This window comes from Roseovarius sp. (assembly GCF_965277045.1).
GTDB lineage: Bacteria > Pseudomonadota > Alphaproteobacteria > Rhodobacterales > Rhodobacteraceae > Roseovarius.
Genome location: NZ_OZ255712.1, coordinates 1,734,271 through 1,756,330, shown reverse-complemented (window position 1 = coordinate 1,756,330; position 22,060 = coordinate 1,734,271). Strand labels below are relative to the sequence as shown.

Annotated in this window: 21 protein-coding genes; 3 read left to right on the top strand and 18 right to left on the bottom strand. The window is 63.4% G+C overall.

The window, feature by feature from the left end; genetic code table 11:
- Position 1 precedes the first annotated feature (1 nt).
- The 17 genes from ACQY4V_RS08765 to ACQY4V_RS08685 all read right to left on the bottom strand — a co-directional run bounded on the left by ACQY4V_RS08765 (position 2) and on the right by ACQY4V_RS08685 (position 17,342).
- Positions 2-1,483: a sigma-54-dependent transcriptional regulator gene (locus tag ACQY4V_RS08765; RefSeq protein WP_428516616.1), complete on the bottom strand. Its 1,482-nt coding sequence runs from the start codon at positions 1,481-1,483 to the stop codon at positions 2-4.
- Positions 1,480-2,367, bottom strand: a complete 888-nt coding sequence (gene hypB, locus ACQY4V_RS08760; protein ID WP_428516614.1) for a hydrogenase nickel incorporation protein HypB — start codon at positions 2,365-2,367, stop codon at positions 1,480-1,482. Before hypB ends, ACQY4V_RS08765 begins: the two co-directional genes overlap by 4 nt.
- A complete protein-coding gene (gene hypA / locus ACQY4V_RS08755; protein ID WP_152492699.1) occupies positions 2,367-2,708 on the bottom strand; it encodes a hydrogenase maturation nickel metallochaperone HypA in 342 nt (113 codons plus the stop codon). Before hypA ends, hypB begins: the two co-directional genes overlap by 1 nt.
- Entirely contained in the window at positions 2,701-3,609 is a 909-nt protein-coding gene (locus ACQY4V_RS08750) for a hydrogenase expression/formation protein HupK (RefSeq protein ID WP_428516612.1), read from the bottom strand. The genes hypA and ACQY4V_RS08750 overlap by 8 nt, the downstream gene beginning before the upstream one ends.
- 6 nt (positions 3,610-3,615) lie before the next feature.
- On the bottom strand, positions 3,616-4,392 hold the full coding sequence (hybE, locus tag ACQY4V_RS08745; RefSeq protein WP_428516611.1) for a [NiFe]-hydrogenase assembly chaperone HybE: 777 nt from the start codon (positions 4,390-4,392) through the stop codon (positions 3,616-3,618).
- Complete coding sequence (locus ACQY4V_RS08740; protein ID WP_428516609.1) at positions 4,389-5,234, bottom strand: hydrogenase expression/formation protein; 846 nt, start codon at positions 5,232-5,234, stop codon at positions 4,389-4,391. The genes hybE and ACQY4V_RS08740 overlap by 4 nt, the downstream gene beginning before the upstream one ends.
- A 12-nt stretch (positions 5,235-5,246) precedes the next feature.
- On the bottom strand, positions 5,247-5,630 hold the full coding sequence (locus ACQY4V_RS08735) for a hydrogenase accessory protein (protein ID WP_428516607.1): 384 nt from the start codon (positions 5,628-5,630) through the stop codon (positions 5,247-5,249).
- A gap of 22 nt (positions 5,631-5,652) precedes the next feature.
- The gene (locus ACQY4V_RS08730; protein WP_428516606.1) at positions 5,653-5,967 is read right to left on the bottom strand and encodes a HypC/HybG/HupF family hydrogenase formation chaperone; all 315 of its coding nucleotides are present in this window, start codon (positions 5,965-5,967) and stop codon (positions 5,653-5,655) included.
- Between the two features lie 3 nt (positions 5,968-5,970).
- Positions 5,971-6,579, bottom strand: a complete 609-nt coding sequence (locus ACQY4V_RS08725) for a HyaD/HybD family hydrogenase maturation endopeptidase (protein ID WP_428516604.1) — start codon at positions 6,577-6,579, stop codon at positions 5,971-5,973.
- Between the two features lie 272 nt (positions 6,580-6,851).
- Entirely contained in the window at positions 6,852-7,640 is a 789-nt protein-coding gene (gene cybH, locus ACQY4V_RS08720) for a Ni/Fe-hydrogenase, b-type cytochrome subunit (RefSeq protein WP_428516602.1), read from the bottom strand.
- A 10-nt stretch (positions 7,641-7,650) separates the two neighbouring features.
- Positions 7,651-8,238 (bottom strand): HupE/UreJ family protein, encoded by a 588-nt coding sequence (locus ACQY4V_RS08715; protein WP_428516600.1) that lies wholly within the window; start codon positions 8,236-8,238, stop codon positions 7,651-7,653.
- A gap of 13 nt (positions 8,239-8,251) precedes the next feature.
- Entirely contained in the window at positions 8,252-10,045 is a 1,794-nt protein-coding gene (locus tag ACQY4V_RS08710) for a nickel-dependent hydrogenase large subunit (RefSeq protein ID WP_428516598.1), read from the bottom strand.
- 2 nt (positions 10,046-10,047) lie between these two features.
- Complete coding sequence (locus tag ACQY4V_RS08705) at positions 10,048-11,148, bottom strand: hydrogenase small subunit (RefSeq protein ID WP_152492689.1); 1,101 nt, start codon at positions 11,146-11,148, stop codon at positions 10,048-10,050.
- Positions 11,149-11,369: 221 nt separating this feature from the next.
- Positions 11,370-13,604: a carbamoyltransferase HypF gene (gene hypF / locus ACQY4V_RS08700; RefSeq protein ID WP_428516596.1), complete on the bottom strand. Its 2,235-nt coding sequence runs from the start codon at positions 13,602-13,604 to the stop codon at positions 11,370-11,372.
- Entirely contained in the window at positions 13,601-15,034 is a 1,434-nt protein-coding gene (locus ACQY4V_RS08695) for a nickel-dependent hydrogenase large subunit (protein ID WP_428516594.1), read from the bottom strand. Before ACQY4V_RS08695 ends, hypF begins: the two co-directional genes overlap by 4 nt.
- Complete coding sequence (locus ACQY4V_RS08690; protein ID WP_428516592.1) at positions 15,031-16,023, bottom strand: HupU protein; 993 nt, start codon at positions 16,021-16,023, stop codon at positions 15,031-15,033. Before ACQY4V_RS08690 ends, ACQY4V_RS08695 begins: the two co-directional genes overlap by 4 nt.
- On the bottom strand, positions 16,020-17,342 hold the full coding sequence (locus ACQY4V_RS08685; RefSeq protein WP_428516590.1) for a sensor histidine kinase: 1,323 nt from the start codon (positions 17,340-17,342) through the stop codon (positions 16,020-16,022). Before ACQY4V_RS08685 ends, ACQY4V_RS08690 begins: the two co-directional genes overlap by 4 nt.
- Before the next feature lie 801 nt (positions 17,343-18,143).
- Here ACQY4V_RS08685 and ACQY4V_RS08680 point away from each other — a divergent pair.
- Both ACQY4V_RS08680 and ACQY4V_RS08675 read left to right on the top strand, forming a co-directional pair.
- Complete coding sequence (locus ACQY4V_RS08680; RefSeq protein WP_428516588.1) at positions 18,144-18,959, top strand: hypothetical protein; 816 nt, start codon at positions 18,144-18,146, stop codon at positions 18,957-18,959.
- A 341-nt stretch (positions 18,960-19,300) separates the two neighbouring features.
- Positions 19,301-19,870, top strand: coding sequence for a recombinase family protein (locus ACQY4V_RS08675; protein ID WP_428516586.1), 570 nt, complete (start codon positions 19,301-19,303; stop codon positions 19,868-19,870).
- 195 nt (positions 19,871-20,065) lie between these two features.
- Here the strand turns inward: ACQY4V_RS08675 and ACQY4V_RS08670 are convergent, their stop codons facing one another.
- Entirely contained in the window at positions 20,066-20,395 is a 330-nt protein-coding gene (locus tag ACQY4V_RS08670; protein WP_428516584.1) for a hypothetical protein, read from the bottom strand.
- Positions 20,396-21,072: 677 nt separating this feature from the next.
- On the opposite strand from ACQY4V_RS08670, the gene ACQY4V_RS08665 reads away from it, so the two are divergent.
- Entirely contained in the window at positions 21,073-22,038 is a 966-nt protein-coding gene (locus tag ACQY4V_RS08665; RefSeq protein WP_428516582.1) for a hypothetical protein, read from the top strand.
- Positions 22,039-22,060: the final 22 nt, after the last annotated feature.

Here is a 22,060-nt window from a genome sequence, read left to right as displayed (position 1 = left end):
CTCAGTCCTCGTCTTCGGGGGCCTTGGTCTTGCCCGGTTGATGCACGCCGTAACGATCCAGCTTCGAGCGCAGGCCGACACGGCTCAGCCCAAGCTCGTCGGCAGCGCGGCTCTTGTTCCATTTCAACCGCGTCAGCGTTTCGCGCAGGATGCGGGCCTCGATGGCTTCGATCCGCTCTTTCAGCGTGCCTTCCGACACCAGAAGGTCGGCTTCGCGCGGGTCGGGGCGGAACGAGACCGACGGATCGGCCTGCAAGATGTGGCGCGAGATCAGCTCTGGCCCAAGACGCGGTTCCTGGCTGAGGATCAGCATCCGGGTCAGCTCGTTCGTCAGCTCGGGCAGGTTGCCGGGCCAGTCGTAATTGCCCAGGAATTCCAGGGCGAGTTTCGACAACCCGTCCACCGGCTTGGAATGCTCGCCGGCAAGGTCGCCAAGGATATGCCGCGACAGGATGTCGAGGTCTTCCATCCGCGACCGCAGCGGCGGCAGGGCCAGTTCCGTTGTCGAAAGCGCGTAGTAGAGATCGGACCGAAACTCGCCGTCCGAAACCGCGACCGACAGGTCACTGTGGCTGCCAGTGATCAGGCGCGTGTTCGTGGTCAGGGTTTCGGTGCCGCCGACGGGCTCGAAACTGCCCTCGGTCGCCACCCGCAACAGGACAAGCTGCATCTGCGGGCTGAGTGTATCGACCCCGTTCAGGAAAAGCGTGCCGCGCGAGGCTTTCTGCAGCAGGCCGATCCTGGTGTTGGGCTGGCCGGGCACAGCGCCTTTCTTGGCCCCCAGCACTTCCAGTTTCAGCACGTCATCGGGCAGGCCGGCGCAGTTCAGTTCATAGAACGACTGGTCGGACCGCAGCGACGCGTAATGCATCGCGCGCGCCATGATGTCCTTTCCGGTACCGGCCTCGCCGGTGATCAGCACTGGCACATCGAAACTGGCCACCTGCCGGGCCAGTTCGACCGCCGCATTCATCGGAGAGTTGGGCGCGCGCAGGATGCGTTCGAACCCGAAGCCTTCACGCAAGGTACGCCGCCGCGCCTCGACCTTGCTTTCCGCGGTCTTGCCCAGGAACCGCATTTCCAGCGACATGCGGTCATGTTCGCGCGCCAGTTGGAAAAGCTGCGCTGCGTTCTTGGCCGCCATCACCAACTGATCCGGGTGCCACGGCTTGGTCACGAACTGATAGATCCCGGCCTCGTTGATGGCCGCGATCATGTCGTTGGTCTCGGTATAGCCGGTGATGATGATCCGCACCGTATCCGGCCATCGGTCCCGCACATCGGCCAGGAATTCGACCCCCGTCTTGCCGGGCATCCGCTGGTCACAAAAGATCGCCTGGACGAAATGCGCCTCCATGAGGCGCATCGCGTCGTACGCGTTGGCTGCCGTCAGGCAGTCGAAATCGTCCTCGAGTGCCATGCGCATCGCGGCCAGCGAATGCTCTTCGTCATCCACCAGTAAGATGGTGGGCAGGCCCGTCATTGCGCGGCCTCTGTCACGGATTTCTCTGCCAGTTGGGTGCGCAGCCAGGCCAGCCAGTCCGTCATGCCCTCGCCGGTGCGCGCCGACAGCTTCAGGATCTCGATCCCCGGATTGACCCGGCGCAGGTTGGCCTCGTAAAGGTCCAGATCCACGTCGCAATGCGGGGCAAGATCGGTCTTGTTCAGGATCGCCAGCCGGGCCGCGGTGAACATATCGGGGTATTTCAACGGCTTGTCTTCCCCTTCGGTGACCGACAGAATCGCGATCTTCGCGTCTTCGCCCAGGTCGAAGGCGGCGGGGCAGACAAGGTTGCCGACATTCTCGATGAACAGGATCGAACCGGCCTCGATCGCCAGATGCTCCATCGCATGGCCCACCATGTGCCCGTCCAGGTGACAGCCCTTGCCGGTGTTGACCTGCACGGCACGCGCGCCGGTGGCGCGGATGCGGTCGGCGTCGTTCTGGGTTTGCTGATCCCCTTCGATCACCGTAAGCGGCTGCTCGCCAAGGGCTTCGATGGTCTTGCACAACAGGGTCGTTTTCCCCGATCCGGGCGACGAGACGAGGTTCAGCGCCAGCACGCCGCGCGCGGCCAGAAATGTGCGGTTTGCCTGTGCATAGCGGTCGTTCTTGGACAGGATGTCGGTCTCGATCTCGATCAGCCGCTCCTGCGACATTCCCGGCACTTCGGTACCGGCCGGACCCTGGCCATAATGGTGATGATGGTGGTGATGCCCGTGGTCATGGGAGTGATCTTGGGGGTGATGATGCCCGTGATCATGCCCGTGATCATGCCCGTGCTCATGGGTGTGATCATGGTGATGCCCATGGTCGTGCCCATGCACCTTGGTTTCGCCTTCGGAACATCCGCAAACAGTGCACATTATGCCACCTCCAAGTCCTTGATTCGCATTTCATCGCCGCCTTGCGGCATCAGTTTTCCGCCGCCGCAAAGCGGGCAGGGGTCGAGGCGGGCATGGATTTCCACCTCTTTCATACAATCATAACAAAGGGCCCGCCCGGGCAAATCGAGCGTAACAAGCTCGGCCCCCTCGGCCACCGATCCGCGCATCACCACGTCGAAGGCAAAATGCAGCGCCTCGGTCTCGACCCCGGCAAAGCGTCCGATTTCGACCCGCACCCGTGTGATGCGCGCCACATCGTGCCGGCGCGCCTGCTCCTCGATCACGCTGCGCATCCCTTCGCAAAGCGACATCTCATGCATGGTCCGGCTCCCCTGGCTGGACGGGTTCGAGGGAAACTGGATAGCACGGATCGAGAATTGACAATAGCAGAGGGGCCAGCGCCTGCGCCCGTGTGGCCGGCAGGCTGGCCAGCGACTGGTCGAGGGCGCCGTCCGGGGCCGTCAGTTGATCGGTCGGTGTAAGGCGCCTGAAGGCCGCGACATGACCGTTCTCGACCTCGGCCCTGATCCCGTACAGACCGCGGGCCGCCGTGACCACCGCCGTGCCCGGTGCGTGCCACAGCCGGGGCGCTTCCCCGGCAAGAAGGGCGTCAAGCTCGTAGGCGACGGCGAGGGCCGACCAGAGCGGACCGCGCCCATGGGTCGTGGCGACGTGGTGCAGGACAGGATGTCCGGCCCTGCGCGTGGCGACCGAATTCTCCTGTGCCGTGGGGTCGAACACGGTCCTGGCCGATGCAAAGGGCAACGCGGCGCGACAGCCTTCATCGGGTCGGAACAGTTGATCTATCGCGCGAAGGACCGGCGCGATCCCGTTGCTTTGCGCCATGAATCCAGCAAGGCCCTGAACGTCGCCCGGCATGCCTGCACCTGCGCCGAACAGCGCCAGGCGCGCCGCCTGCGAGTCGTGGGTCCAATCCCGGGGCAATGGCACCGCAAGCCGCGACATGAGCGCGGGCCATTTCAGGCACAGCTTTGCCACGTGTTCGCGCAGGATTTCCTGCCGCAACGCCTCTTGCCACCCGGTCGCAAGCTCCAGTCCCAACGCGGCCCGAACCGCCACGCCTTGCGCCACCCGGCAAAGGTTGAACAGACGCGGCAACAGCGCCGCGACCTCTTCCACCGGCTTGCCCAGCACGACCTGCGCCACCGGCAGGGCGGGGACAGGCCTGGCGCGCAGCGGATATGCAAGGGGCCGGTTCATCGCCTGTCAGGTCTCCGCCAGACCGCCCGAGATCACGGCGCGGCGCGTGGGGGCATCGGCAAGGCTCGGCGCGTCGCCCTCCTCGGGGGCAAGTGCGGCCTCGCGCTCGGCGCGGATGTCGGCGGCGCGGTCCGTCTCGGCGCGATGGCCCTCGTCGAAAAGGGCCACCATGATCGCCCGGGCGACCTCTTGCGCCTGCAACTGGGTCGAGAAATCACTCATCGGAGAGAACAGCGAGCAGGCCTTGTAACCGCCGATCATGTCGCGGGTGTTGTGGATGAACTCGTAGTCCCCCGACGGAAAGGCGATCAGCTCTTTCGCGCCCGGCGTCAGGCCTGACCAATCCTCGCCCTCACCGGGAAGCTGGACCAGGTTCATGAACCACGGCGACACCAGGACACCCAGCGGGCGCCCGTCGACCATGCGAAACCCCACCGCCTCGACCGAGAGCAACTTGTTGACCATGGGCACGTCGCGCATCTTGGCGTGCCAGATTTCACGGAACTCGGCGACCAGCCTGGCGGTCAGTGCGTCAAGACGGGCGGCGTCCGCCACGGGCTCGGCGCCGGGGTCTTCCAGCACCATGAACTGCTCTTTCGGCGCACCGCAATTGGGGCAGGACCAGTCGTCTGGCAGGGCCAGGAACGGCGTTCCCGGCTCCACCTGCCGATAATCGTCGCCCTCCGCCGGGTCGTAGGGCGTCCAGCAGATCTTGCATTCCATGACCGCCTGCGCGCTGATCTTGTCCTCTGCACCGAGGAAGCTGCCTTCGAACCGGCTCATCGGATCGCCTCCAGCACGCTGGTCAGCCGCCTGGCGCTGTCGCCAAGATCTTCTGGCGCGGCACAGGCCACCTCGGGCATCGACGTCACTTCGAACGTGTCGAGGATCAGCGTGTCCTGGGAGTTGAAGAACTGCACCCGCCACACGTGGGGAATGGCCGTCGCCGTCACCCGGCAGTTGCCGTACCCGCGCGACAGGATGGTGACCGCGCCTTCGCCCACGGCCTGATCGAGCCAGGCAAGGTCTTCTTCGGTATGCGGCAAAAGCGAAAGGTTGATCACATGCAGATCCGCCTCCGGCGAAAAGGCGGCCGATTTGTCGAAAAGCTCGATCTGGAGCGGCGGTGCGTTCACGACGCCGTCCGCCAGGGGCGTGTCCTTGCCCGACGCGTTGCGCACCGGCGTAAACGGGGCCTGAGTGACACAGGCCGGAATGGCGGCAACTTCGATCAGGTCGGCAGTGGCGGATTTCAGGGTCCAGATCCCGGCAAAGACGCTTTCCTGAACGGCAATGGCCGGGATGGCGCGGACCTTGGCCGACACCTCTCCGCTGCCCATCGTTTCCGCGATCAGGTCGCGGTTGGCTGGATCGAGCCCGGCCAGGTCGAACTGCCGTGTGCCGCCGCCGGCACTTACCTCCGCGGCGGCGTCTGCCACCTGTGCCAAAAGCGCCAGCGCCGGTTTCACGTCAGCGCCGCCCAGCTCTTCGATTTCAGGGATTCGCGGAGAGTAGGTGCGCATGTCCTGCGGCAGCGGCATGTATTCCAGTGCTTCGTCCTGCTGGTCGAGCGGCTGGGATCCCGGGCCAAAGCCGGTGGGCGGCATCATGAAAGGGTTGGTCATGCTCAGGTCCTCTTATTCGGCGGCAACAGGCAGCGACAGAAAATGCGTGATCCGTTCGACGTATTCGGACCAGTCCCGCACCTTGGGGATCCCGCCGATGCACGCGCCATCGCGGAAGAAGATCAGGCTCGGGGTCTTGAAGATGCCGGTGGTGTCGCGCAACTCGCTTTCGACGGCGTCGGTGGCCACGGCACAATCGAACCGGCCTTGAAAGGCTTGGTGCAACTCGGGGAGGATCACCGCCACATCGGGCGTCTCGAGATTTCGCTGCGCATCGCCGGGCACGAAGATCACGTGCGTGCCAGGACGTTCGGTAAACTCGGCCACATCCGCCATCGTGCTTAGTGCACGGTAGGCAAATTCGTCGATCAATCGGGTAACAAGGGGGTGGGTCATCTGCGGTCCTTCATCGTCAGTGTCAGCCGGTGCTCTGGCCTGCGTCGAGCGCAGCCTGCAGATGCGGTGGCAGTTGCGGGGTGGCCGCGTCGAGATCGGCAAAGGCATCGCCGACATCGCCGCCCGTCATGACCGCGCGCAGCCCGTCGAGCGCGGCACAGATCTTTTCGGCCTCGTCTTCGCTGATCACCTCGCGGGCCGCGCCGAGAAAGGTCAGCACCCAGTCGCCGGCCTGGGCCTCGGGCGTCAGCGACAGGTCGATCAGCTCGGCACTGTCACGCACGGTCGCGGCGATGCCGGTGACGGATGTGATCTGCATGGGCACTCCGACGCACATCGGTCATACCGCCGCCGGAAAGAACCGCGCGTCGCCGGTGCGACAGGCGTCGTCTTCAGAGGGACGGCCGTCTTCATAGGCCGTTTGCATGATCGACGGATCGGCCAGAAGATCGCTTTCGGTGCGGCCCGGTTTGACCGCATGGCCCATCTGCGCCAGGCGCGTCAGCGCCACCTGCACTGCCGGTTCGATCCGTGCGGCGACCACGTCGCGCAGTCCGCCGCCGTAATCCTCCAGCTCTTCGGGCTGGCATCCGATAAGCAGCAGGCGGGACGGGCAGTATCCCATCAGTTGCGCCGTCGCGATCACATCCTGAAAACCCGTCTGGTGCAGCGACATCTTCTTGGCACCCATGAAGCGCGGCACCTCGTCATCCTCCACGACCTTCAGGGTGCCGGGCTCGAGCCCGTAATCGACCGCATCGAACACGATCAGCGTGTCGGCATCCTCAAGAAAGGGCAGCAGGTAGAGCCCTTGCGTGCCGCCATCCAGAAGGGTCACGCCGTCGGGCAGGTCCCAATGCTCTGCAAGATATTCGACACAGCGCACGCCAAAGCCCTCATCGGCCCACAGCACATTGCCGATGCCCATGATCAGAACATTGTCCGCCATTCGCTCCTCCCTCCTTCGGATGGAAATGCAGGTTTCCGTCCGTCCCTGGAAACGAGGCTAGCTTACCGGTTGTCCCGTCGGATATGTAAAACGCACGTCTTCGGAAGATTAATTAAGTAGCAGAAATAAAACAGTATTCTGTCGTATGCGTATGTCCTGAAGCTGCGACGGTGATTAGTTTGTTGTCACATTGATGGAAATTGGAAACGTTTCTGTCCATCAAAAAAGGCGGGCGCTCCGCACCCGCCTTCCCGTCGTTTGCCCGGCCGGCTTCAGTTCGGATCGTCGTCCTTGAAGGTCCGCGTGCCGGAGATCATCGTCGATACCATCGACTGGCGCGACATGATGTCTTCGCGCACCGCCGCATAGATATGGATCATCACGAAGATAACGATCGCCCACATCCCCAGATGGTGGATCTGGTGCATCGTCTGCGACCCGCCCACGAGATCCAGAAACGGCCCGAACAGCGTATCGAGCACGCCGCCGCGGCCCACACCCTCGGAATACAGCGCAAAGCCGGTCACGATCATGAAGGTCATCCCCACGGTCATGAAGAAGAACATCGCGATCTGTGCCAGCGGATTGTGCCCCACGTATTTGCGCGGCTTCTTCTTGAGAAAGGCATACCACTTGATCTCGTCGATCACCTCGGACCACCAGGTCCTGTTCAGGAGCGGCAGCTTGAACATCTGCTTGGCATGGTGGTTGCCCACGAACGCCCAGTAGATGCGCCCGAAAAAGCCCACCGTCATGATCATGGCGGCCGCGAAATGGGCAAAGCGGATATAGCCGAAAAGAAACTGGTGCGTGGCCTCGGCCATGTCGACCGAGGGCGGTGGCGACCCGATCAGGTAGCCGGTGACGCACAGCACGATGATCGCCAGCGCGTTGATCCAGTGCCAGAGCCGGACAGGGGCTTCGTAGACATAGACGGACGTGTTTCGCGTGACGGTCCGGCGGTCGGCCTCGGTCGCGTCCCCGGTCAGCGTGGAGACGCCGTACGCGCCGACCTTGGTGCTCGTACCGCCCGGGGCGGGGGTGGTGATCCTGGTGTTCATGTTCCCGCCCTCAGCCGAACATCAGCAGAAGGCCGGAGGCGGCGATCCCTGCACCGATCGAGCGCTGCACCGCGGGGCGCGCGGCAATCGCCTGGGCAAGGACGATCCCCACCCCGTGCAGCAGTGCCGTCGAGATCAGGAACCCCGCGAGGTAGGCCAGGGCGTTGCCCGCGGCCTCGGTTGCGTGGGCATGGCCATGCGCGGTTGCGAACAGCGCGATGGCACCCAGCGAGGTCGCGGTGACGGCCCGCGCCTGTCCCCGGTGCGACAGCAGGGTCAGCAGCCCGAAGGCCACCACCGACGCGACGATCACCGTCTCGACGAAGGCAAAGCCGATCCCGGCCCAGCTGAGCGCCGCGCCTGCGGCCATCGCCGCCATGAAGCTCAGCGCCCCCGCCCAGACGCGGCGTGGCAGGACAAAGCCGGACCACAGCCCCACCGCCAGCATCGCCAGCAGGTGATCGGGCCCGAACACCGGGTGCGCCAGCCCGTGCATGAAACCGTTGGCCTCGTGCCCCGCGCTGTGGGCAAGGGCGGGTCCGGCCATCAGGGTTGCGGCCACCAGGGTCGCGATCGGTGTGAGTATGCGTGGTCTCATGGTTCTTCCTCCCTCAGCGAACCTTGACGGTGGTCAACTCGTCGCCATGGGGCGACATCACGTGGGTCGAGCAGGCAAGACACGGATCGAAGCTGTGCAATGTGCGCAGGATCTCGACCGGCTCTTCCGGGCGTTCCATCTTGGTGTTCATCAGGCTGGCCTCGAACGCGCCGATATTGCCCTGGCTGTCGCGCGGAGAGCCGTTCCAGGTGGTCGGCACCACGCATTGATAGTTCTCGATACGTCCGTCCTTGATCCGGATCCAGTGCCCGAGCGCGCCGCGCGGCGCTTCGGTCATGCCGACGCCCTTGGCCTCCTTGGGCCACGTGCTGGGGTCCCACTTGGCGACATTCGCAGTGCTTTCGTCGCCGTTCTTGATATTGGCGACCAGCTTGTCGAAGAAGTACCTCTGCAGCCGCCCGCAATACTCGGATTCCAGCGCCCGTGCCGCGGTCCGGCCCAGGGTCGAGAATAGCGCCTCCGTCGGCAGGTCCATCTTTCTCAGAAGGCCAGTGACCTGGTCGGTGATCTCCTCGTGGCCCTTGGCATATCCCACGATGTAGCGGGCCAGCGGACCGACCTCCATCGCGTGCCCGCGCCAGCGCGGCGCCTTGATCCACGAATATTTGGCCCCTTCGTCGATCTGCTTGATGTTGGTGCGTGTCCCCTTCAGGTTCGGACCCAGCTCGAACTTGGCCTCGGTCACGCCGTCCCACGGGTGCAGACCCTTGCCGGCCTCGCCGTATTCGTACCACGAGTGATCGACGAATTCCTGAACCTGCTCAGGATCGCGCACATCGACGTCATGCACCTGCGACAGGTCACCGTTGATGATCGCGCCGCGCGGCAGATGCAGCTGCTCGGGCGAGAAATCATTGGGGTTCTCGGGGATGTCGCCGTAGGCAAGGCACGCCTTGGACGACAGACCCCCGCCATAAAGCCAGCTCTTGTAGAACCCGCCGATGGCGATGACGTCCGGCAGGTAGACGTTGCGGTTGAACTCGTCGCATTTCTCGATGATCGAGCTGACGAGGTTCAGCCGTTCCATGTTGATCGCGCCCACGGCCCCGGTGGAGTGCATGTTGATCGGGCAGGGCACGCCGCCCACCAGCCAGTTGGGATGTGGGTTCTTGCCACCGAAGATGGTGTGCACCTTCACGATCTCCTTCTGAAGATCGAGCGCCTCGAGGTAGTGGGTCGTTGCCATCAGGTCGGCCTCGGGCGGCAACAGATAGGCCGGATTGTCCCAGTAGCCGTTCTTGAAAAGGCCCAGCTGACCGCTTTCGACGAATTGCTTCAGCCGGTTCTGCACGTCGCGGAAATAGCCCGGAGAGGAAAGCGGGTGAGACGGAGAGACCGCCTGCTGCAACTCGCTCGTGGCCTTGGGGTCGGCGCGCAGCGCATTGACCGGGTTCACCCAGTCGAGCGCGTGCAGGTGATAGAAATGCACGACATGGTCGTGGATCTCCAGGTTCAGTTGCATGATGTTGCGGATCGAGTTGGCGTTGTCGGGAATCTCGATCCCCAGCGCGTCTTCCACCGCCCGCACCGATGTCAGCGCATGCGTGCCGGTGCAGACGCCGCAGATGCGCTCGGTAAAGGCCCAGGCATCGCGCGGGTCGCGCCCCTTTAGGATCACTTCCAGCCCGCGCCACATCGTCCCCGTCGAGACCGCGTTGCGGATATAGCCTTCGTCATCGACGTTCACCTCGCAGCGCATGTGGCCTTCGATCCGGGTCACCGGGTCGACGACGATACGCTGGCCGCTGTCATCGAGATCGAAGCCGTTCGGCGTTTGGACAACCATGCTCAGGCCTCCTCATTCTTTGGGGTTGGGTTTTTCTGTGCCTTGTTCTGCGCCGATTTCAGCGCTGACACGGCCGCGTGCAGGGCAACGCCCCCGCCGACGACACCGGCCGCGGCCATGCCGATCTGATCGGCGTTCTTTTCCACGCCGAACTGGGTCAGGTCGGTCACCCGGTCATAGAAGGTGCCCTGGTCCCAGAATCCGTCCTCGGAACAGCCGATACAGCCGTGACCGGACTGGATCGGAAAGCTGACGCCCTCGTTCCAGCGCACGGTCGAGCAGGCGTTATAGGTCGTCGGACCCTTGCAGCCCATCTTGTAGAGGCAATAGCCCTTGCGCGCGCCGTCGTCGTCCCATTCCTCGACGAACTGGCCGGCATCGAAATGCGGCCGGCGGTAGCATTTGTCGTGGATGCGCTGGCCATAGAACATCGCCGGCCGGCCCTGCCGATCAAGCTCGGGCAGGCGGTCGAACGTCAGCATGTAGGTGATCACCCCGGTCATGACCTCGGCGATGGGCGGGCAGCCGGGCACCTTGATGATCGGTTTGTCGGTGATCACCTTGTGGACGGGCGTGGCCTGTGTCGGGTTGGGCTTGGCGGCCTGAACGCAGCCATAGGACGCGCATGCGCCCCAGCTGATGATGCATTTGGCGTCCTTGGCCGCCATCTTCAGCTTTTCCACGAATGGCTTGCCGCCCGAGATGCAGAACATCCCGTCCTCGTTGAGCGGCGGGTTGCCCTCGACGGCCAGGATATACTGGCCCTTGTACCTCTCGATCGTGTCCATCATCGCGGCCTCCGCCGCGTGACCGGCCGCGGCCATCAGCGTGTCGTCGTAATCGAGGCTGATCATCGACAGCACCACGTCCTTGGCCAGCGGGTGGGCCGAGCGGATGAACGATTCCGAACAGCAGGTGCATTCCAGCCCGTGCACCCAGATCACCGGCGTGCGCGGCTTGGTTTCCATCGCGTTGGCAATCTTTGGAACAAAGGCGGGGCCAAGCCCCAGCGCACTGGCGGTGAGCGCGCAATATTTCATGAAGCTGCGCCGGGTGATCCCCTGGCTGCGCATGACATCGTAGAAGGTTTCAATATCGGCCAAACCGGTCTCCTCCGCGGTTGAACTGACGAGGCGGGACGTCAGTAAAAGTGGTCCATCTTCTTGATGGCGCGGCCGCGGGGGAAAGGGTTCGAAAAAGTGAGGTCTCGCCAAACGTGGCGTTTTCTATAGACCTATCAATGGTTTACTGCGGATGACGGCGGCAATTGCGGCTCTGCGGACGGTTGGGTGATAACCGATTGTCCCCGGGGGTGGTCGCCCTCTTACCAATTGCCGGCCCTGGTCGCCGCCGCGATCAGCGCCTGTCCCAGGGCAAGACCGCCATCATTCGCGGGAACCTTCCTGTGCAGAAGGCAAGGCACATCCCCTAACGCCGCCACCGTCAGATCAAGCATCAGCGCGTTCTGGAAACACCCTCCCGACAGCGCGACAGCCCTGGCCTTGCCGTCCGTCACCAGCCCACGGGCGAGCTCGGCAAAGACCTGAGCCAGACCCGTATGTAATCGCCGGGCCATGACGTCCTTTCCAACGCCGTGCTGCAGGTCCGCCAGGGCGGCGTCCCACATCGGCGCGGGGTCGATCACTCCGTCCGTTTGACCGAACGGGTAGGGGTCGCCGGCCTCGTGAAGAGCGCGCCGGGCCATGGCTTCCAGCCCCATCGCGGCCTCGCCTTCGTAGCTTTGCGCGCCGGAAAACCCCAGCAGGGCGGCAAACGCATCGAACAGCCTGCCCGCCGAGGATGACACTGGCGCGTTCACGCCTTTGGCCATGGCCTGTCGCAGCATCTCGCGCGGGGCCTCCGGCAGCATTTCGTCGGCGATACCCGCAAATCCGGCCTGATCCAACCTCGCCAGCAGGTTACGCCATGGCTCGCGGCTGGCGGCATCGCCGCCGGGCAGGGCGACCGGCCGCAAGTGCGCGGCACGGGTGAACCCGTGATAATCGCCCAACAGAACCTCGCCGCCCCAGATCGTGCCGTCCGGTCCAAGGCCCAGCCCGTCCAGAATGATCCCCGCCACCGGCCCGCCATCCAGGGGCCAACCGTTTTCGGCGAGACACGCCGCCAGGTGCGCGTGGTGGTGCTGGACCTCGATCAAGCCACCGCCCGCCCGCGCCGCCGCGTGTTGCGAGGACCGATAACCGGGGTGCAGATCGCAGGCGAACACCTCGGGCCGATGATCGAACAGCGCCGCGTAATCCGCATCGGCCTTGATGAATTCGTCCCAGGTCAGCGGATCGTCCAGGTCGCCCAGGTGATGCGACAGCAGCGCCTGACCGTTCTTCACGAGACAGATCGCCGATTTCAGATGCGCGCCGAACGCCACGACCTGGTCTGCGTCCTCGAACCCCTCGGGCAGTGGCAGCGTGTCGGGCACCATGCCCCGCGCGCGGCGCAGGATCATCGGCCCATGCCTTGTGATCTGCATCACGCTGTCGTCAAGCCGCCGGGCGATGTCGCGGTCGTGGGACAGGATTCCATCGGCAAGCCCGCCCAGTTTGGCCGCGGCCTCGTCATTGCCGATCACCTGCGGCTCGCCCGACATGTTGCCCGAGGTCATCACCAGCGGGCGCCGCACCGCGTCCAGCAACAGGTGGTGAAGCGGCGTATAGGGCAGCATCCAGCCCAAGCGGTCCTGACCGGGGGCCAGCGCGTCGGGCAGGGTGCCGCGGTGGGCAAGCAGAACGATCGGGGCGGCGCTGGACCCAAGCGCGCTGCGGTCCTCGACCGATGGGGTCGCATGCGCTTCGATCTCCTCCCAGCGGCCCATCAGGGCCAGCGGCTTGGTCGGGCGATGCTTGCGGGCCCGCAATGTCGCGACGGCCCGCGCATTCGACGCGTCGCAGCACAGGTGAAACCCGCCAAGGCCCTTGATGGCCAGGATCTCCCCGGCCGCCAGCCGTTCCGCGGCGCGGGCAACCACATCCTGCCCGTGATCCAGCCAAAGCTGCGGGCCGCAAACCGCGCAGGCCACGGGCTGCGCGTGAAAGCGGCGGTCCGCGGCGTCGGCGTATTCGGTGGCGCAGTCGGCGCACATCTCGAATGTGCCCATCGTCGTCCTGGCGCGGTCATAAGGCAGGTCACGCAGGATGGTAAACCGCGGCCCGCAATGGGTGCAGTTGGTAAAGGCATAGCCCTGCCGGCGCGGATCGGTGCCCCGGATATCGGCCAGGCACGCCGCGCATGTGGCGGCATCGGGCGTCACGCGGGTCTCGGCCCCGCTGCCCTGGCTTGCGGTGATCTCGAAACGCGTCGGCACGATCTCGAAGACATGCGCCGAGGTCTCGACCGCATCCACCCGCGCGAGGGGCGGCGCATCGGTGCCAATGCTGCCGACAAAGCGGTCGAGGTCTGCGCCACAGGCATGGATCAGCACACCCTCGGGGTCGTTCAGCACCTCGCCCGCGATCCCGAACCGCTGCGCCTGCTGCCAGATGAAGGGCCGGAACCCGACCCCCTGAACCTGCCCGCGCACGCGGATGCGCAGACCCTCGGTCAATGGACCGTGCACACCATGCAGGGGTCGAAGCTGCGCACGATATGCTGCACCGTGAGCGGCGTGTCCTCGGCCTCGCCGACCTCGGCGCCGACCAGCGCCGCCTCGACCGGGCCGGGCATGCCGGCCGCGTCGCGCGGGCTGAAATTCCATGTGGTGGGCGCGATGATCTGGTAGGCGCTGATCCGCCCGTTTTCGACGCTGGTCCAATGCCCCAACGCGCCGCGCGCCGCCTCGACCAACCCCTTGCCCGAGCCGGAGGCGGGCAGGGGGACATCCTCGATGAACCGCGCCCCGGGGTCCAGCGCGGCCACCCAGCCTTCCAGCAGGATTTGCGTACGCGCGATCTCGAGCAGCCGCCCCGCCACGCGGGCGCGCACGTTCGATCCTGTCTGCGCCAACCCGAGGGCCGCCGGATGCCCGTCCACCACCTGCCGCGCCAAGGCGCCGGTCTCCATGCTGTGCCCATCCAGCCGGGGCGCCTTGCACCAGCTATAGGCCGGGGCCTGCATGTCCTCGTCAGGGTGCGTCTCGCCCTGCGAGGGATGCGCGGTTTCGCCATGCATCCAGGCGTGGCTCAGGTCTTCGCGGATGGCGCTGGTGTCCACCGGGGATAGTGCCGCGTCCTGCCAGACGCCTTGCGCAAAGGCGCGCCCCTCGGGCAGGGGATAGGCGCCGAAGGACATGTAGCGTCCGGGGCCGAAACCGATCTCCGCCAGTCCCAGGTCGGCGGCGATCTCCATAAAGAGGCCCGCATCGCCCTTGTCCCAGCCGCAAAGCTCCTCGGCGGTGCGGAGCTCGGCGAACGCTTCGAGCGGAGCGCCGAAAAGCGTGCTCTCCAGGTACCGGCGGAACGATTTCAGCGTGCTCGCCATGCGAATGCGGTCGCGCGACGTGGGGGCGCGGGTGACGCCACCGGGCTGGATCGCCAGCGTGTGGGGCCACTTGCCGCCCAGCAGGCCGACGATGTGCAGGATCTCAGCCCGCGCGGCCACGCAGGCCCGCGTGGCGGAGCCGTCCATCGCCGTGAACCGCGCCACGGCCCTTTCGTGCCAGGACCGGCCCGCATAGGCGGGGCGGGCGAAATCCGCGCAGAAAAAGAGGTTGAAATGCGTCAGGTGATCGCAAAGGTTCTCGATCCCGTGCATGATCACGGTCGCCAGCGCCCCTTGCGGCAGTTGCGCACGCCCGGCCAGGTCGCCCAGGGCGGCCGAGGCCGCCGCGGACTGGCTGATCGAGCAGATACCGCAGATGCGCGGCGTGATGGTGAGAGCGTCCATCGGGTCCTTGCCCAGCATCATCGCCTCGAAGCCCCGGAACATCGGCGAGTTGGCGTAGGCCGCGGATACATGACCGTCCGCAACCTCCAGCCGGATTTCAAGATCGCCCTCGACACGGTTGAACGGCCCGACAAGCAGGGATCGTGTGGTCATTTCCGCTTGCCACCGAGCGTCGGCGTGACCTTGATCCGATCCGCAACGGCGTTGTCCGACAGCCGCTTGGGTGTCGCCGCCTTGGACAGCGACGCCAGCGCCATGAACCAAGCTTTGGGCATGTCAGACGGCAGGCCCACGGGGATGCCGGCGAATTTCGGGGTCTCGCTGAACGGGTGGTTCGGCTCCTCGAACTCGGGCGCCGTGCAGTTGATGCAGGCATAGCCGGCCCGGGTGCAGGAACTGCCGCCGTTCCAGCCGCGAATGTTGCAATCGCCCACGGCTTGCGTGCCGACACAGCCCAGATGCTCCATCATGCAGCCCATCTGACCGGGTTTCTCGGCGCTGGCCTTGTATTCGTAGAATTCATTCTTGGGACAGGCATGGTGCACGAGGTGCTCGGCATAGAAAAGCGGCCTCTGAAGCGCGTCCAGAACATCTGCGTGCATCTCTCCGGCTGCGATCAGCATCAGCGTTTCGGTCACCCAGTCGGGATGGGTCGGACACCCCGCCACGTTGATCACCGGCAGACCCGAGCGGCTGCGAAAGCTCTGGGGGAGGGCGCCGCCGGGATTGCGGCCATCATACTGCACGCCGATGGCGCCCGCCGGATTGCCACCAGCCGAGGTCACACCGCCATAGGTCGCACAGGTGCCCACCGCCACCACATGGGCGGCGCGCGGCGCCAGGCTCTCGACCCAGTCCAGCATGGAACGTCCCGTGCCGGACAGCATCTGGAACCGTCCCGTGCCCTTGGGGCCGGTCAGGATCGAGCCCTCGACACACAGGATGTCCAGCGGCACACGCCCGGTCTCTGCGTCGTCCAGGATGCGCCGCACCTCTCCGCCGGTCTCCTGAGACAGGGCAGGGTGCCAGAGGAACCGCAGCCCGGCATTGTCCAAAAGCTCGAATACGCCCGGAGATTCCGCATTCAGAAGGGACATCGTGCACCCGCCGCAGCCAGCCGATTGCAGCCAGAGAATGTTCATTCAGAATCTCCTGCGGGCAGGCTCAACTCGAAACAGCTGCCATTCGGTCCGGTGGCGGCAAGCGTGAGTGTTCCACCGCTTTCCTGCGCGATCTTTTGCGAGATCGACAGGCCCAGTCCGGTGCCCTTGCCGACGGGTTTCGTGGTGAAAAACGGGTCGAAAATGGCCGAGGCATCGCTTTCGGAAATGCCGGGCCCGTTGTCCCTGACCTGAAGGACCGTCTTGCCGTCGCGTGCCTGTGCATGCAGCGTAACCAGCGGGTCGGCGGTGTCTGCCAGCGCGTCGATGGCGTTCTGCACCAGGTTCATCACGACCTGCTGTGCATGGCCGGGATTGCCCATGGCGTACGCCTGCGCCGCGCCATCCATGGCGATCCGAACCGGGGTCTTGGTGCCGCGCACCACCCAGTCGGCTGCGGTGCGGGCGGTCTGGACCATGTCGAACCGCACCTTTTCGCCGGTTCCGTCGGCGCTCAACCGTCGCAGATCCTCGACGATGTCGCGCACCCGCTCGGCCCCATCCTTCGCGCCGTCGATGGCGCCCCGAAGGTTCTTCACCGTCCGGTCCAGTTTCAGCTCATCCCGCAAAGCCCCCAGTTCAGGACGGCTCGCCCCGGACTGCACCGCGTCGAAATAGGTCTCGAACCGTCGGGTGTATTTCTCCAGGGCGTGGGTGTTGGCGTAGACAAAGCTGATCGGGTTGTTCAACTCATGCGCCACCCCCGCCACCAGCCGACCCAGAGAGGCCAGCTTTTCATGCTGTACCAGTTGCGCCTGGGCGTTCTGCAAGGCGGTGTGGCTGGCCTCCAGCTCGCGGTAGGCGTTGCGCAACTCGCCCAAGGGGCGTCCCACCAGAACGACGCCCTGGCTCCGGCCGCGCTGGTCCAGCCGGGGGCTGACGCTGACGTCCAGGGGGGTCGGGCCATCCGGGGTGAGGAAACTCACCTCGATGACACGGGGGCGGCGGTCGCGCATGACCTCGGCAATCGCGTCCGACAGCGCTTTGCCCGCGCCGGCTTCCAGCAGACCGGACAGCGGTGTGCCGATCATCGACGCCGTGTCGATGCCGAGGATGTCGGACAATGCGCCGCCGGTGCGTTCGATATTGTGCGACCGGTCGATGACGATCAGCATTTCCGAGATCGACGACAGCACTGACGCCATGAACTGGCGCATCTCGTCCAGTTCCCGGTTCTGAGCCTCCAGCCGTTCCTGATAGTCCACCAGTTCCGAATACGTCCGGTCGATGGCGGTGACCACGTCACGCCATGTCTGGTCGTCCAGCGCCTGCAAGGGCTCATTCGGCGTCTGCGTGTTCATCCATCCTCCGTAGGTACCACAGTAATGCCAGCTGTCCGCGTCCTGCAACAGGCGCCTTCCGAGAGGAGGCTTTGCCGGCTCCGTTCTCGAGGACCGACGCAGAAGGCGCCAGGCCCGCGCATGACCTGCCTGCGACGTCTTTTCAACGCGGCGAGGCGCGGCTTGTGCCGGGGTAAAGCTTGTGCTCGGAGTCCCGGCAGGGGCTAGGCCCACATCATCGCCCGCCGCCGGTTCGCCAAGGCCGCACCCATCCCGTTCGGATAGCATTTCAAAGACAGCGCCGGTGATTCCCGGATGCACCCGGATACACCTTTGCCCGCGGTTTTCATGATCTTTCCAATGGATCACTTCCTTAGAGAGAACCCCCTAAGAAGGATTTGGAGAGGGACCACGTGATTGAAGCCGGAGTTCACAGGCGTGGGTCTGGTATACTTGGCGGTATGTCGCGTTTGGGGACACGTCGATAGCCACGACTAGTTCCAAAGAAGCGTCACAACTTCAGCGCGTTGAAATCGGGGGATCTTTGGCTCCGGCGGTAGGCGAGGCGGGGTCAAACCAAACTAGGTCAGAGCGGCCTCAAGCGCCTTAATTTCAATGCTTTGCGCGACATGCGCCCCACCCCGATTTCCGGCGTGTGTGCCGAGGGTGGTGGGTTTGTGTGCCTATACTGATGTTCTACGGCTTGCATTTCAAGCCCTTGCACCGGCAAGTTAGGATCTATGCAGCCGCGATACGCCGTAGCGTTCTAGACTTGGAGCATTTGATTTGACGGGTAGCTATAGACCATTCGCGTTCGTTCTAATGCCGTTCGACCGTGATTTTTCAGATATTTATACATACGGGATAAAGAAGACAGCGGAAGAACAAGGCGTAGTTGCTGAGAGAGTTGATGAGCAGCATTTCAGTGAGACAATTCTTGAAAGGGTTTATCGGCAGATTGAGAATGCGGACTTCATCATAGCGGAAATGACAGGGCAGAATCCCAACGTTTTTTATGAGGTTGGTTATGCTCACGCGAAGGGGAAGCTCTGTGCGTTGGTGACGCAAAGCGCGGGTGATATTCCGTTTGACCTAAAGCAACACCCGCACGTGATATACGACGGCTCCATTGCTGATCTTAAGGACAAGCTCGCGCCAAAAATCGAATGGATGAAGCAGCAGACCGCCAGCAAGAAAGATGAGACCATTAGCGCGTCGGTGCGAACAACGGATGAGCTACTTGAGAAAGACAGCTTCTGGCATCATGGCAAGTTCGACTTCATTCTTGACTTGAAAAACAACAGTAGTCGGAGAAGCCCGGAAATAGAAGCGATCTATATTCATACATCGAAAGCATGGACTCTCAGTAATAACGGACAAGAATGTCCGTCTCAGTCTGGAGATCAAAAGGGAATTCTTCGCCACCTTGTTGCGCCTAGTTTGAAACGACTCGCACCCGGAGCCTTTTCACAAGAAAGGATCGGCTTTCGTAGGCAGCTTTGGTCAAAATTCTCGGGAGAAGAGCAGCGCGATGAGTATACAAGCAAGGGAATCGTCACAATCGAGGTTGTAACCTCAGAGGGCACTCTCTCGCATGAGTTCTCGATAGAAGTAGAGTTTGACGAAATTCCGTTCTAGGGCTCGCTCTTTAGTCAGAAAAATCTGAGGCCCCGAACTCAACAGTTGTTGCTCCGCGCTTCCCCCCGGTGGGGGCGGCGCTGTATGGCTGGGCTGGTGCCGTTGGTGCCCCGGTAATCTGATCGTCCCTCAGCGCACCGCGAAGCCACCTTCCGAAATTCTCCGCGCGACCACCTCAGACGCTGGCGCTCAAGCGTCCCCTCACTGTCCCACAGGGCAAGCTCTAGCGAGACGTCTCAGGTTGCCCCGCAAGGTGTCCCAAAAGAATTTCCTTGACCATTTGAGACAGTGCGCCTTATGACATCTAAGACATTGTGAGACACACACGGGAGACATGAGACATGCTGGTAGGATATGCGCGGACCTCGACACTGGACCAGAAGGCTGGCCTTGAGGGGCAGGAGCGGGAGTTGAAGGCGGCAGGGTGTGACCGGCTGTTCATTGAGCAGGTGTCATCGGTGGACGTGACAGCCCGTGAAAAGCTCGCTGAGGCCCTGTCTTTCGTCCGGGATGGTGACACCCTAGTCGTGACCAAGCTGGACCGTCTGGCCCGCTCTGTGGCGCACCTGCTGGAAATCCTCGACACCCTGACAAACCAAGGCGCGGCGCTCCGTATCCTCAACATGGGGATCGACACCAGTACCCCGACCGGGAAGCTCATGCTGACGGTGCTGGGTGGTGTCGCTGAGTTTGAACGTGAGATCATGCTTGAGCGGCAGCGCGAGGGGATCGCTAAGGCCAAGGCGGCGGGCAAGTATAAGGGCAGGAAGGCGACCGCTAGAGCCAAGGCTGATGAGGTCTTGAAGTTGCACCGTGAGGGCGTGGGCGGGACTGAGATCGCCAAGCGGCTGGAGATCGGCAGGGCCAGCGTCTACCGGATACTCAACAGCGAAACCGCAGGGGAGGCGTGAGCATGGGCGATGTTGTCTTGCAGGTGTTGGGGCTGGGATACTGCGGTATTGCGTCTATCGGGGCGCTCTACGGGGTCTTGAGGCTGTTCAGCGATTGACCGAGAGGGGCTGGGCGGCGTCGATGGACGCGCCGCCTTCTTCTTCATGTGTCTTACTATCTGTCTCGCGCTTGCTGCGAGCCAGAGCTTTCGATCACTACTGAATGAATATGTAGCCGGGACGCTGCGATTGACCTGCAATTACCGCACTGTCGTCGGTTTTTTTGCTTTCACAAGCAAATCGGTGAATTTCCTCTGTAGTTAAAGCGTTCGCTGCATTTCCACCCTGATAGTTCGCATGTTTCCCATACTGAGCGCAGTGCCTGACGGCCATGTCGCGGGCCTCTGAGGTCAGCGTCGGCACACTGTCGTAAGCACTGTAGCGCAGCGAGATCGAGGTCTCGGAGGCGTATTCTTGCACCGGCGAAGTCGGAGACATGCAGCCAGCCAAGATTAGGAAAAATGGTGCGATTGCAATTTTCTTCATGTGGTCCCTCAAGTCTTAATTTGTTTGTGATTGTTGTAGGTGTCGCGTCCGTTTCGCGCAAGCGCTTGAGTGGGAAAGAGGATTTTGCGAACCGGACGACTAAGGGTGCGTCATTAGGGGTTACACACAGTCTGGCAGAGGTTGCGGCTTTGATACGTCCCATCGGACCAGACAGGCCCCTCCCGGTGATATACATGCTGGTAGGCCGGTGATCGTGGGGGCAGGTAAAACCACCTCCCATCGGATGGAGACAGGTTTACCTAGGTTGTTATTCAGGTGGATGACACGTCTTTTCAGGTAGCTGCCCTCAGGCTGATGACCCGGTGCATCACCTCCCACCCCCTCCCTCTCAATCTCCCTTCCTAGGTCTACCAGAGGTGGCCCCTATGGTCCCTCCTGAAAGCCTCTAGGGCTTCCCCATAGCATTACCTCTGCCAAGGTCGTTCACATGGCTCCGCTGGTGCGGAAGCCGTGGGTCTTCGTGCAGCCTCTAGGCTAGCCTTCCCCTACGCCCTCATTGTCCCGCCACGTCGCACCGTGCGTCTACATCATGGTCCACCCGCCGGGATGCTGAACATGGGCAGGAAGGTTGCCCTCGGTGCTGTCCATCGACCGCCGACCTCCGCGCCCCCGGCGCACCCAAAACCCCAAATCAACAACCCCGAAAGGAACACCCTATGAGCAATTTCCAATCCGTCGATATGTCGCCCGCTGACTTCTCCGCCGATGACCTCGCCACGCTGCAACAACAGCTTGAGGACCAGCAAGCCGGTAAGAAGGCCGGGGCGTTCGACAACATCAAGATCACCACCGCCGCCGTCCACACTTCGACCATGAAGGACGGGCAGTTTTCCGTGGATACCGTGAACAAGGGTTTCGGCCCGAATGGTGGCACCGCTTATGCCAGCGCGAACCTCCGCCCCGGCCATGTGGTCATTCCCGGCGTGGGCGAGACCACGATCGACGCCGCGAAGGCCGGTGGTCTGCTGCCGCAGAGCTACCGCGAGGGCGACCCGCTCCCTTTTGACAATGCCCCGAAGGCTCCCGCTGACGGCAACCCGAAGGGCGCACAGGCGGAAGCTGATGCTGCCGACGAAGCTGATACGGAAGACAGCCCCGCCGCGCACCGCGCTAAGGTTGCCAGCGACATTCTTCAAGGCGTGGATCAATTCCACGGGGCACATGTGACCGATGGTCTTATCAGCCATGCCGTTGAGAACGGCGGCGAACCGGAAACGGTGCTGGACATGCTGCCCGAAGGGGTGAGCGAGGTTCAGGCAAAACAGGTCTACGCCGGTTACATGGCTCAGGCAGAGAACACCCTGGCCGAACGTGCGCCCAGTGCTTCCATCGCCATGATGAGCGAGGTGTTGAGTGAGGACCAGCTTCGCGCTGCCCGTATAGCAGTGGTCAACGGTGACAGAGACGGCTTTGTGAGTATCGCCAACGCCGCCGTGGATCACCTCGCCAATATGCCCAAGCTGGACCCCGAAGGGTTCAAAGAAATGCTTGAGGACATGCCCGCAGAGGAACGCAAAGCCCTCCGGTATGACCGCCTCTCGAACGACTGGCGTGTGACCATTCCCGGACAGCCCGAAATGTCCTTTGGTGCTGCCGTTCGCATGGGGCTGGTGCGCGTGTGACCTACAGCTTGTTCAAGATGCA